Annotated in this window: 9 protein-coding genes and 1 pseudogene; 6 read left to right on the top strand and 4 right to left on the bottom strand. The window is 73.6% G+C overall.

The window, feature by feature from the left end; genetic code table 11:
- Positions 1-6 precede the first annotated feature (6 nt).
- Together ACLU3S_RS19160 and ACLU3S_RS19155 are read right to left on the bottom strand one after the other, a co-directional pair.
- Positions 7-222 (bottom strand): annotated as a pseudogene (locus ACLU3S_RS19160) (integrase core domain-containing protein); the annotation flags it as partial.
- Positions 223-363: 141 nt separating this feature from the next.
- Positions 364-714: a YciI family protein gene (locus ACLU3S_RS19155; protein WP_413953117.1), complete on the bottom strand. Its 351-nt coding sequence runs from the start codon at positions 712-714 to the stop codon at positions 364-366.
- A 145-nt stretch (positions 715-859) separates the two neighbouring features.
- Here ACLU3S_RS19155 and ACLU3S_RS19150 point away from each other — a divergent pair, with 145 nt between their 5' ends.
- From ACLU3S_RS19150 to ACLU3S_RS19135, 4 genes are all read left to right on the top strand, one after another.
- A complete protein-coding gene (locus ACLU3S_RS19150; protein WP_413953116.1) occupies positions 860-1,915 on the top strand; it encodes an acyl-CoA dehydrogenase family protein in 1,056 nt (351 codons plus the stop codon).
- A 413-nt stretch (positions 1,916-2,328) separates the two neighbouring features.
- The gene (locus ACLU3S_RS19145) at positions 2,329-3,846 is read left to right on the top strand and encodes an SDR family oxidoreductase (RefSeq protein ID WP_413953115.1); all 1,518 of its coding nucleotides are present in this window, start codon (positions 2,329-2,331) and stop codon (positions 3,844-3,846) included.
- Positions 3,847-3,972: 126 nt separating this feature from the next.
- Complete coding sequence (locus ACLU3S_RS19140) at positions 3,973-5,373, top strand: cryptochrome/photolyase family protein (RefSeq protein WP_413953114.1); 1,401 nt, start codon at positions 3,973-3,975, stop codon at positions 5,371-5,373.
- A 115-nt stretch (positions 5,374-5,488) separates the two neighbouring features.
- Positions 5,489-5,926 carry an SPW repeat protein gene (locus ACLU3S_RS19135; protein ID WP_413953113.1) on the top strand — a complete coding sequence of 146 codons (438 nt, stop codon included), beginning with the start codon at positions 5,489-5,491 and terminating at the stop codon, positions 5,924-5,926.
- 207 nt (positions 5,927-6,133) lie between these two features.
- On the opposite strand, the gene ACLU3S_RS19130 is transcribed toward ACLU3S_RS19135, so the two are convergent.
- Positions 6,134-6,664 carry a GNAT family N-acetyltransferase gene (locus ACLU3S_RS19130; RefSeq protein ID WP_413953112.1) on the bottom strand — a complete coding sequence of 177 codons (531 nt, stop codon included), beginning with the start codon at positions 6,662-6,664 and terminating at the stop codon, positions 6,134-6,136.
- An 85-nt stretch (positions 6,665-6,749) separates the two neighbouring features.
- Positions 6,750-8,198: an APC family permease gene (locus ACLU3S_RS19125; RefSeq protein ID WP_413953111.1), complete on the bottom strand. Its 1,449-nt coding sequence runs from the start codon at positions 8,196-8,198 to the stop codon at positions 6,750-6,752.
- Positions 8,199-8,333: 135 nt separating this feature from the next.
- On the opposite strand from ACLU3S_RS19125, the gene ACLU3S_RS19120 reads away from it, so the two are divergent.
- Together ACLU3S_RS19120 and ACLU3S_RS19115 are read left to right on the top strand one after the other, a co-directional pair.
- On the top strand, positions 8,334-9,518 hold the full coding sequence (locus ACLU3S_RS19120) for an ROK family protein (RefSeq protein ID WP_413953110.1): 1,185 nt from the start codon (positions 8,334-8,336) through the stop codon (positions 9,516-9,518).
- A 105-nt stretch (positions 9,519-9,623) separates the two neighbouring features.
- Positions 9,624-12,344: a glycoside hydrolase family 2 protein gene (locus ACLU3S_RS19115; protein WP_413953109.1), complete on the top strand. Its 2,721-nt coding sequence runs from the start codon at positions 9,624-9,626 to the stop codon at positions 12,342-12,344.
- Positions 12,345-12,414 lie beyond the last annotated feature (70 nt).

Genomic DNA, 12,414 nt, shown 5'->3' with positions numbered 1-12,414 from the left:
TTAGGGGCGGGCGTAGGCCCATTCGTCCAGCAGGGTGCGGTTGAAGCGTTCGACCTTGCCGTTCGTCTGGGGCCGGTAGGGCCGGGTGCGCTTGTGGGCGATCCCGGCCGCTGCCAGGGCATCGCGCCAGTCGTGTGAGCGGTAGCAGGAGCCGTTGTCGGTCAGCACCCGTTCGACGGTGATCCCGGCCTGGGTGAAGAAGGCGTGGGCCCGCTGCCAGAAGCATTACGGTGGGGCACGAGGGCCTCTCTGGTCGCCGGTGCAGATGTCGCAATCCACACCAGGCCAGAAGGCCCTCACCCATTTCAAGATCCCTCAGCCGAGACCTGCATCACCTGTCCACAACCTCCCGAGACAGAACAACTAGTGCTGGTCCACGAAGGGCCGTACCTCGATGGGCAGGGTGGTGGCCAGGGCGGCCTTGCGGCCCCATTCCAGGGCCTCGTCGAGGTCGGCGGCCCGGATGAGGCACAGTCCGCCCAGGTACTCCTTGCCCTCGGCGTAGGGGCCGTCGGTGATCAGCACCTCGCCGTCCTTGGGGCGCAGCATGGTGGCGCTCTCCGGGCCGTGCAGGCCGCCCGCGAACACCCAGGCCCCGGCGGCGCGCAGCTCGTCGTTGAAGGCCTCGACGTTGCGCATGATCCCCGCGAGGGCCTCGGCGGCGGGCGGCGTTCCGTCGGCGGGCTGGACCACGCTGAGCAGGTAGTGCTTCATGACGTCCTCCATGGCGTCGTGCCCGGGTCGGGCTCTCGGTCACCGTCTACACGAACGGCCGGGCGCCGGTTCGACACCGCGCCCCGCACACCCGCGGAAAATTCCGGCGGAGGTGCCCGGCGGCGGTCTTCGCGAGAATCGCCTCATGACCATCAGCGCACATCCGCTCGTGCTCCGCGCCCGCAGGCTCGCCGCGGACCTGCTGGCGCCCGAGGCGGAGCGGGTCGACCAGGAGGGCGTGCCTCCGGGCCACATCGCCGCGGTGAAGCGGTCGGGGCTGCTCGGGGTGGTGGCCCCGGTCGCGTACGGCGGTTCGGGGGCGCCGCCGGCCGTGCTGCGGGAGACCGCGGAGATCCTGGCCGGGGCGTGCTGCTCGACATGGTTCGTGCAGACCCAGCACCACACGCCCGTGCAGACCCTCGCGCAGAGCGAACGTCCCGTGCGGGAACGGCTGCTCGGCCCGCTGTCGCGCGGGGAGCTGCTGTCCGGGGTGGCGTACGCGCATCTGCGGTCGTATCCGCGCGTCCCGGTGCGGGTGCACCGCCAGGACGGCGGCCGGCGCTTCGACGGGACCGTGCCCTGGTACACCGGCTGGGGTCTGAACGACGTGATGCTGCTGGCGGGGCTGACCGACGACGGCGAGGTGCTGTTCGCGTTCGCCGAGGCCCGCGAGCAGCCCGGCCTGCGCGCCTCGCCGCCGATGCGTCTGGCCGCTCTCTCCGCCTCGCGCACGGTGTCGCTGCAGCTGAACGGCCTGTGGCTGCCCGAGGAGGCGGTGGCGCTGTGCACGCCGTACGAGCAGTGGGCGCCGGGCGACCGTGCCAGGACGCTGAACGCGAACCCGGCGGTCTTCGGCGTCGCGGAGGCCGCCCTCGGCCTGCTGGCCGAGGACACGGCCGCGCCGCTGCGCGCCCACCTGGCCGACGTGCGCCGGCGGGCGTACGCCCTCGCCGACCATCCGGAGCCGCACGAGCGGGCCGGGGAACGGCTCGCGGTGCGGGCGGAGGCCTACGAGGTGCTGCGTACGGCCACCACCGCCGCGGTGGTGGCCGGCGGCGGCCGTTCGATGGCCCTGACGAGCCGCGCGCAACGCCTGGCCCGCGAGAGCCTGTTCCTGCTGGTCCAGGGCCAGACGGCCGAGACACGGGCAGCACATCTGCGGGCGCTGACGAATCCGGCGGCGCACGCCGGGAGCGGGTGACGGGCCCCGGTGTTCAACGCCCGTGGCGTCACCCGGCCGCGGCCGGCGGCCCGTCGTCCGCCCGGGCGGCCGCGACGGCGGGTGACCGTGGCCTCTTCGGCGACGACGCGTGCCGTCATGGTGGTCGCGGGCCGGCCCTCGGCTCGGCGGGCCGCCGCGCACTCCTCCACCGGCCAGGATCCGCGCGGCGCCCCGGCGGGGAACCGCTCCACCGCCCCAGGCGTCCCTGACGGCCGGTCGCCTCCAGCGGTGATCGCCGGACGACACGCACGTTCCGCACCTCTCCGGCTCCCCCCCGATCGCCGCGGACATGGCACCAGCCTGCCGGTCGCCCCTGGTTGGTCACGCATCCGCCGGCCGTCCCGGTGGGACATGATGGGCGGGGGGCCACCGACGCGGAGGACCCGGACGCGATGCATCACGAGGAAGCGACATCCACGCGGCGGCCGCGGTGCCTGGTGACCGGTGCGACCGGCTACATCGGCGGCCGTCTCGTGCCCGAGCTGCTCGCCGACGGCTACCGGGTGCGCTGTCTGGCCCGCTCTCCCGGGAAGCTGCGCGACCACCCGTGGGCGGACCGGACGGAGGTGGTGCGGGGCGACGTCACGGATGCCGCGGCGGTGGCCCAGGCCATGCGGGACGTGGACGTGGCCTACTACCTGGTGCACGCGCTGGGAACCGGCAAGGAGTTCGAGGACACCGACCGCCGCGCGGCGCGGATCTTCGGGGAGCGGGCCGAGGCGGCCGGGGTGCGCCGCATCGTGTACCTCGGCGGGCTCACGCCGACGGGAGTGCCCGAGCGGGACCTCTCGCCGCATCTGCGGTCCCGGGCGGAAGTGGCCCGGATCCTGCTGGCCTCGGGGGTGCCGACCGCCGTGCTGCGCGCCGCGGTCGTCATCGGCTCCGGCTCGGCCTCCTTCGAGATGCTCCGCTACCTCACCGAGCGGCTGCCGGTGATGGTGACCCCGAGCTGGGTGCGCACCCGGATCCAGCCCATCGCCGTGCGGGACGTGCTGCGACTGCTGGCCGGCTGCGCGGGGCTGCCGGCCACCGTGAACCGCGCCTTCGACATCGGCGGCCCGGACGTGCTGACGTACCGGGACATGATGGTCCGGTACGCGCGCGTGGCGGGCCTGCCGCGCCGGCTGATCCTGCCCGTCCCGGTCCTCACCCCGGGCCTGTCCAGCCTCTGGGTCGGTCTCGTCACCCCTGTCCCGGCGTCCATCGCCCGGCCGCTGACCGAGTCGCTCCGGCACGAGGTCGTGTGCCACGAGAACGACATCGCCCGGTACGTGCCGGACGCTCCGGGGCACCCGCTCGGCTTCGAGCAGGCGGTACGGCTGGCCCTGCGCAGGGTGCGCGAGGCCGAGGTGGCCACGCGCTGGTCGTCCGCGGCCGTGCCGGGCGCGCCCAGCGATCCGCTGCCCACCGACCCTGGCTGGGCCGGCGGCAGCCTCTACACGGATCACCGGGAGACGGCGGTGGACGCGCCGGTACGGGAGCTGTGGCGGGTGATCGAGGGCGTGGGCGGCGAGAACGGCTGGTACTCCCTCCCGCTCGCCTGGAGCCTGCGCGGCCTGCTCGACCGGCTGGCCGGCGGGGTCGGTCTGCGCCGGGGCCGCCGGGACGCGGAGCGGCTGCGCGTCGGCGACTCGCTGGACTTCTGGCGGGTGGAGGAGATCCAGCCGGGCCGTCTGCTGCGGCTGCGCGCCGAGATGCGGCTGCCCGGGCTGGCCTGGCTTGAGCTGTGCGCCGAGCCGGACGGCGCGGGCCGCAGCCGGTACCGCCAGCGGGCCCTGTTCCACCCGCACGGGCTGCTCGGGCACGCGTACTGGCGGGGCGTCTGCCCCTTTCACGCCGTCGTGTTCGGCGCGATGGCCCGCAACATCGCGCGGGCGGCCGCCCAGCGGGCGGCGGCGCCCGTGCGCTGACGGGCAGCCGCGCCGCGGCCGCGTCCCGACGCCCTGAGGAGCCGGTCCGGCCCGCTCCTGCCTGCCGGGCGCTCCGCCGGGCCCGACCCGATCACCGTCCGCGTCCCTGTCACGGAAGGCCACGCCATGCCCGTCTGCGTCGTCCTGTTCACCGCCGACCTCCGCCTGCACGACCATCCGCCCCTGCGGGCCGCGCTGAGCGGTGGCCGCGAGGTGGTCCCGCTGTTCGTGCGGGACCGCGGTGTGGCCGAGGCGGGATTCGCGGTGCCCAACCGGCTCGCGTTCCTCGCCGACTGCCTGCGGGACCTGGACACGGGGCTGCGCGAGCGCGGCGGGCGGCTGGTGGTGCGCTGCGGGGACGTCGTCGAGGAGGTGTGCCGGGTGGCGGCGGAGGCCGGCGCCGCCGAGGTGCACATGGCGGCCGACGTGAGCGCCTATGCGCAGCGGCGGGAGCGGCGGCTGCGCCGGGCCCTCGCGGCGGACGGCCGGTCGCTGCACGTCCACGACACGGTGACCGCCGCCGTGCCGCCCGGCGCGCTGACCCCGGCCGCCTCGGACCACTTCGCGGTCTTCACCCCGTACTTCCGGCAGTGGTCGCGGCAGCGGCCGCGGCAACCGCTCGCGGCGCCCCGTTCGGTACGGGTCCCGGAGGGCATCGGATCGGCGGAGCTGCCGGCGCGGGCCGCACTGCCGGACGTGTCGCCGGGGCTGGGCGCCGGCGGCGAGAGGGCGGGCAGACGGCGGCTCACCGCCTGGCTCCGCTCGGGCGTCGGCGGCTACGAGGACCGGCACGACGATCTGGCCGGCGACGCGACCTCCCGTCTCTCGCCGCACCTGCACTTCGGCACGCTGTCCCCCGTCGAGGTCCTGCACCGGGCGCGGCAGGCGGGCGGTCCCGGCGCGGAGGCGTTCGTACGGCAGCTGGCCTGGCGCGACTTCCACCGTCAGGTGCTGGCGGCACGGCCCGCCGCGGCCACCGCCGACTACCGCACCCGGCACGACTCCTGGCGGTCCGAGCAGGAGGCCCGCGAGGACGTCGAGGCGTGGCGGGAGGGCCGCACCGGCTATCCCGTGGTCGACGCGGGGATGCGTCAGCTGCGGCACGAGGGCTGGATGCACAACCGCGCCCGGCTGCTGACGGCGAGCTTCCTGACGAAGACCCTGTACGTCGACTGGCGCGTCGGCGCCCGGCACTTCCTGGACCTGCTGGTCGACGGAGACGTGGCCAGCAACCAGCTGAACTGGCAGTGGGTGGCGGGCACGGGCACGGACACCCGTCCCAACCGGGTCCTCAACCCCGTGCGCCAGGCCCGGCGCTACGACCCCGACGGCGCGTATGTGCGGCGCTGGGTGCCGGAGCTGGCCGGCATCGAGGGCGCCGCGGTGCACGAGCCCTGGAAGCCGCGCGGCGCGGAGCCGACGCCGGCCGGCCCCTACCCCGCGCCGGTGGTCGACCTGGCCGAGGCGCTCACCCGCTTCCGACGGGCCCGGGAGAACGCCCGGCCGGCGCCTGCAGCACAGACATGACAAGTGCGCCGATCTCTACACATAAAGGATTAATAAGGGCAGAATGGGTAAGTGGAACGTACCTTTCACACCGCACCAGACGCGGTCTGGCCTGCACAGTCAAAGGAGACGAGTCATGGCCAACGTCTCGCACAGGGGTGACATCACGAGCCACCCCGATGTCTCCGAAATGCGGGAACGCTACGCCCGCATGCTCGGCGGTCGCGATGTGGCGCTCGTGGACGGGCCGGTGTTCCTGCTGGGCCTGTACTGCGCGGCGTCGCCGTGGATCCTGCACTTCAACACGAGCCAGCCGGCGCTCATGGTCCACAACCTGATCATGGGTATAGCGATCGGCCTGCTGGCGCTCGGATTCACCAGGGCGCCGGAGCGCATGTACGGCCTGAGCTGGGCCATGTGCGCCCTGGGGGTGTGGATGATCATCGCCCCGTGGATCGTGGGCACCCACCCGGACGCCGGCATCATCGCCAGCAACGCCGTCATCGGCGGACTGGCGATCGTCCTGGGGCTCGTGTGCGCCGGCACAGCGGCCAGGAACGCTCCCCGGCCGTAGCGGAGACGCGAGAAAGGAAGTACGGCAAGCACAGGACAACGCGAGGCCGGTCCCGCTTGAGCGGGCCCGGCCTCCCCCGTGCCGCACCGGATCGGCGAGCGGGCGTCGGTCACGGGCCTTCTCCCCCACCCGGCCGGTCACGTCGGCGATGCCGCGACCGTCGGCGCGCACGTACTCGCCGCGAAAGCCGGGCCGCCCGTCGGCGGGTCAAGGAGCCGGGTCGGGCGCACGGCGCGCGGTGAAGGACAGCCACACGTCCGGCAAAAGCTCCGGCCGGCCGGGTATCGGCCGGCGCTCGCGGGTCCAGGCGCCGGGAGCCAGGTCCTGCGCGACCCGGTGCCAGAAGGCCACCGCGGCCGCGTTGTCCTCCTGGAAGGCGATCTCCCACGGCCCGGGATGCCGCAGCAACACCTCACGGGCTGCCCGCAGCCCAACCCCCCGGCGCCGTGCACCGCGCGCCACGAAGAAGCTGTTCAGCACGCGCACCGGGCCGTCGAGCCCGCGCACGAAGGCGAGTCCGGCCGGGCGCGCGTCACGGATCAGCAGGTACGGCGCCCAGCCGGGCGCGGTGAAGGCGTACTCGACGCGCTCGCTGCGGAACGTGCCGTCGGCGGTCGGCAGCATGCCGCGGAACTCGGACATGTCGTGCCGGAACATCAGCCAGAGTCGCTCGACGGTGGGCCGGTCCCCGGGGGCAGCAGGGCGGACGCAGACGTCCGCGGTGTTGGTTTCGGTCATGAACGAAAGCCTCCCCGGCGGACGGGGTCCGGACCGGGGAGGCTCAAGTTCGATGCACTCTAGCGCACTTCGCGGCGGTCGGGGATCACACGGGTTCCGCGTCCGGGTCCAGGCCCGCCAGGTACTCCTCGCCGACCTCCTTGGCCCCGAACGGCCAGACCCGCTCCAGCCGGGCCCAGATCACGAAGGCCACGCAGCCGAGGGCGAGCCAGGCCAGGGACCACTCGATGGGGTGACGGCCCGGGGAGTTCTTGTCGGCGTACCCGTAGATCACGCACCAGCCGACGAAGGCGACGATGCTCGGCAGGGGGTACAGCCACATCCGGTACGGGCGGTGCAGGGCCGGCTGCCGCCTGCGCAGCACCGTCAGGGCGATGATCTGGGCCAGCGCCTGGACGATCACCATGACCGTGGTGAGCAGCTGGATCAGGGTGGCGAGATCGGTGTGGCGGCCGATGAGGAAGCCGACGGCGGTGATCACGCCCATGGTCGCGAGGCCCAGCATCGGGAACCGGTGCCTGGGGTGCAGCTTCTCGTAGGGGCGGAAGAACACCCGGTCGCGCGCGGCGTCGTACGGCACCCGGGAGCCGCCCAGCAGCCCCGTGAACACCGAGGCGAACGCGGTGATCAGGATGAGCACGGTCACCGTGTCGGCGGCGCCCTTGCCCCAGGTCCTCTCCAGCACCGCGGAGGCCACCGAGGTGGAGGCGATGTCGTGCGGGTCGGTCATCCGGTGCCAGTCGACCACGCCGAGCGTGCCGATCTGGAGCAGCAGGTAGATCGCCATGATGCCGAGGATCGAGAAGATGATGGAGCGCGGCAGGACGCGGCCGGGGTCCTTGATCTCGGCGCCCATGTAGGCGGTGGTGTTGTAGCCGAGGTAGTCGTAGATGCCGATGGTCAGCCCCGCGGCGAAGCCGATCCAGAAGTGGCCGCCGGTCGGGTCGAAGGCGTGCGCGGGGTAGGTGAAGGCCAGGTGCGGGCTGAAGTCCGAGGCCGCGGCGGCGATCACGAGCACCACCGAGGCGATCATCACGATCCACATCACGGCGGTGATCCGGGCGATGTGCTCGATGCCGCGCCACAGCAGGAGCACCACCAGGGCGATGACGCCCAGGCCGATCAGGTCGCCGGCCGTGCTGCCCAGGCCCGGGGCGAGATACCCCAGGTACTGCACGAAGCCGACCACGCCCGTGGACATGATCAGCGGGATGAAGAGCATCGCCGTCCACACGAACAGGAACGGCATCAGGCGGCCGGTGCGGTACTGGAAGGCCTGGCGCAGATAGACGTAACTGCCGCCGGAGCCGGGCATCGCGGCGCCCAGTTCGGCCCAGACCAGCCCGTCGCACAGCGCCAGCACGGCGCCCGCGACGAACCCGATGACGGCCTGGGGGCCGCCGAACGCGGCGACCATCAGCGGGATCGTCACGAACGGGCCGATGCCGCACATCTGGCTCATGTTGATGGCCGTGGCCTGGAACGGGCCGACACGGCGGACGAAGCCACCCGAGGGCGGCGGGTTAGCGGACATGGGGACTCCTGACGCGACGGGCGCACGGACCGCGTGCGGGGCGGCGACACGCCCGGCCGGACCGACTGGCCGATAAAGTTAAGGAGCCTTACTAGGTGCGTCAAGTATGCGTCAGGAATGCACGAGAATGGTGCGATGCCCGCCAGCGATCTCATAGAGCAGCAGGACCAGCCCTGGAGCCGCCGGCGCCTGCGCAGCAGCAACGAGCGGCTGCTGCTGGACCGGTTGCGCGGCCTCGGCGCCGCCTCGCGCGCCCAACTGGCCCGGGAGACGGGCCTGTCCAAGCCGACGGTGTCCAGCGCGCTGGCCTCGCTGGAGGCAGCCGGGCTGGTCCACGAGGTCGGCACCCACACCCCCGAGCGCGGCCGCACCGCGGTGCTGTACGCGCCCGACCCGGCGGCCGGCCACGCGCTCGGCGTGGACATAGGCCGGGGCTGGCTGCGGGTGGCCCTGGTGGATCTGGACGGCACGGTCGTCGCCCGGGCGGACGTGCGCAACCGGGCCCGGGCCTCCGCGGCGCTCGCCGATCTGGTCGTGGGCACCGCCCGCCAGGTGATCGCCAACTCCGGCGTCGACCCGGCCGAGGTGGTGCACGGGGTGGTCGGCACGCCCGGCGTCTACGACGAGAAGCAGCGGCGGGTGCGGTACGCGATGCACCTGCCGGGGTGGGGGCGCACGGGCCTCGTCGACCGGCTCCGCGAGGAGCTGGGCGTTCCCCTGGAGCTGCACAACGACGCGAACCTGGCCGCGCTCGGCGAGTACACCTACGGGGTCGGCGCGGGCAGCCGGCTGTTCGCGTACATCCTGATCGGCACGGGCCTCGGGATGGGCGTCGTCAGCGAGGGGCGGCTGTTCACGGGGGCGCACGGGCTGGCCGGAGAGATCGGCTTCCTGCCCTGGCCCGGCCGGCAGAAGCCGGAGCGGCTGGAGGACGCGGTGTCCGGGGTGGCCGTGGTGGAGGCGGCCCGGCGCTTCGGGATGAGCGGGCAGCTGACGGCGAAGGCCGTCTTCGACGCGGCCCGGCAGGGCCATCCGGCGGCGGCCCGGGCCGTGGAGCTGGAGGGCGAGCGGATCGCGCACACCGTGGCGGCGACCGCGGCGGTGCTGGACCCGGACCTGGTGGTGCTCGGCGGCGGGGTCGGCCACAGCGTGGACCTGCTGCTGCGTCCGGTGCAGGAGCAGCTGCGCGCGCTCACCCCGCTGCGGCCCCGGATCGCGCCGAGCCGGCTCGGCGAGGACGCGGTGCTGCTGGGCGCGGTGGCCACGGCCCTGGACACCGCCCGCGATCTGGTGTTCGAACGCCGGACGGCTGGAGCCTGACGCGTTCTGTGCCCCCCGGCGGCTAGGGTCGTTGACACGCCCCGCGCGGAACCCTAGCTTGAGGCAAGTTAGTAAAGTTTCCTAACTTTACAAGCGGAGCCCCCCATGCCGCCTCGCCCCGCCCCCGGTCGCAGACTCGTCACGGCCGCCGCGCTCCTCGGCCTGCTCGGCGCCCTCACCCCGGGCGCCTGGGCCGGAACCCGCACCGCCGGACCCCTGCCGCGGCCGCCCCGGATCACCCGCGTCCCCTCCGCGGCCGGCACCAGCGCACCGCTCGCCGGCTACGCCATCCAGTCCACGGCGAAGGTGAGCGACTCCGCGTCGGCCGTCTCCTCCCCCGGCTACGCGGCGGCCGGCTGGTATCCGGCGGGCCCGCGCTCCACCGTCCTGGCCGCGCTCCTCGCCGACGGGGTCTACCCCGACCCCTTCCGGTCCACGAACCTGCAGCAGATCCCGAAGGCCGACTTCGAGGTGCCCTGGTGGTACCGCGCCGACTTCACCGTCGACGACCCGGACCGGCGCACCTACCTGGACTTCAGCGGGATCGTCTCGGCGGCCGACGTCTACGTCAACGGCCGGCAGGTGGCCCGGAGCGCCGACGTCACCGGCATCTACACCCACCACGAACTGGACGTCACCCCACTGGTGCGAGCCGGCGCCAACACGGTCGCCTTCCGGATCCGGCCCAACGACCCGAACAAGGACCTGACCGCGGGCTGGATCGACTGGCTCCAGCCGCCGCCCGACCGGAACATGGGCATCGTCAGGGACGTCCTGGTGCGCCGCGGCGGCCCGGTGGCGCTGCGCGACGCGCACGTGGTCACCAGGCTGGCCGTGCCGTCGCTCGCCACCGCCGACCTGACGGTGAAGGCCCAGGTCCGCAACGACTCCGACGCGCCGGTCACGGCGGAGGTCGACGGCACCCTCGGCGCGGCGCGCTTCGGCCGGGCGGTCACGCTCGCCGCGCACGAGACGCGGACCGTCGGCTTCTCCCCCGCCGACGTCCCCGGCCTGCACCTCACCGCGCCGAAGGTGTGGTGGCCGGCCGGGATGGGCGGCCAGCCGCTGTACGACCTGGACCTGACCGCGTCCGTGTCCGGTACGACGTCGGACACCGCGCACGAGACCTTCGGCATCCGTGACGTCCAGGCCCCGCTGAACTCCGCCGGCGCCCGCCAGTACCGGATCAACGGCCGCCCGCTGCTGATCAAGGGCGGCGGCTGGTCGCCGGACGAGTTCCTGCGCTGGGACCGCACCTACACCGAGGACCGCCTGAAGTACGCCCTCGACCTCGGCCTGAACACCCTCCGGCTGGAAGGCCACCTCGAGCCGGACGAGTTCTTCGACCTGGCCGACCGCTACGGCCTGCTCACCCTGCCGGGCTGGGAGTGCTGCGACAAGTGGGAGGGCCAGGTCAACGGCACCGAGACCGGGGACAAGTGGACCTCGGCCGACTATCCGGTGGCGAAGGCGTCCATGGCCGCCGAGGCCGCCCGGCTGCGGGACCACCCGAGCGTGATCTCCTTCCTGATCGGCAGCGACTTCGCGCCCGACGCCACGATCGAGAAGAACTACCTGGACGCCCTCGAGGCCGCCGACTGGCCCACCCCGGTGGTCGCCGCGGCCTCCGACAAGTCCTCCCCGCAGCTGGGCCGTTCGGGCATGAAGATGACCGGCCCCTACGACTGGGTGCCGCCCGGCTACTGGTACGCCAAGCGCGAGGGCGGCGCGACCGGCTTCAACTCCGAGACCAGCGCCGGCCCGAGCATCCCCACCATGGACACCCTGCGCCGGATGCTGACACCGGCCGAGCTCGACACGCTCTGGAAGGACCCGTCGGTCAGGCAGTACCACCGCTCGCCGTCCCCCGTCTTCGGCACGCTCAAGATCTACGACGCCGCGCTCGCCGGCCGCTACGGCGCCCCCACGAGCCTGGCCGACTACGTGCGCAAGGCCCAGCTGGCCCAGTACGAGAACGTGCGCGCCCAGTTCGAGGCCTACGAGCGCAACGCCAAGGACGCCACCGCGCCGTCCACGGGGGTCGTGCACTGGATGTTCAACAGCGGCTGGACGTCACTGCACTGGCAGCTGACGGACCGGTACCTGGACCAGGCGGGCGCCTACTTCGGCGCGAAGAAGGCGAACGAGCCACTGCACATCCAGTACTCCTACGACGACCGCTCGGTCGTCGTGCTCGACAACCGGCCCGGGGCCGAGCAGGGCCTGACCGCCCGGGCCACGCTCTTCGACACCGACGGCACGCAGCGGTACGACCGGACGGTCACCGGAGTCTCGGTGGCCGGGGACGGAGCCCACACCACCGCGCTGACCCTGCCGTCCTCGGTGAGCGGGCTGTCGCGGACCCACCTCCTGCGCCTGGTCCTCACCGACGCGTCCGGCCGGGAGGTCAGCCGGAACGTGTACTGGCTCTCCACCCGGCCCGACACCCTCGACTGGAAGGGCACCACCTGGTACTGCACGCCGACGACCGGCTACGCCGACCTCGCGGGGCTCGCCTCGATGGCGCAGGCGCCGGTGTCGGCAACGGCCGGCACACGGTCGTCGGACGGCACGTCGACCACGACGGTGACCCTGCGGAACACCGGGAGCGGAAAGACCCCGTCGCTGCTCACCGACGTCCACCTCGTGGACGGGCAGGGACGGCCGGTGCTGCCGGTGCGCTGGTCGGACAACGAGGTGAGCCTGTGGCCGGGCGAGTCGGTCACGCTGACCGCCACCTACCGGACGGCCGACCTGGGCGGCTCGGACCCGCACGTGCGGGTGTCCGGCTGGAACACACCTCAGCTGACGGTCCCGGCGCCGTGAGCGGACCGGCCGCGCCGGGCGGCGGACCGGCCGACGCACCGGTCCGCCGCCCGGCGGGAACCGCTCGTTC

Source organism: Streptomyces sp. AF1A (assembly GCF_047340315.1).
Taxonomy (GTDB): Bacteria; Actinomycetota; Actinomycetes; order Streptomycetales; family Streptomycetaceae; genus Streptomyces.
This window is presented reverse-complemented; position numbering and strand designations above follow the sequence as displayed.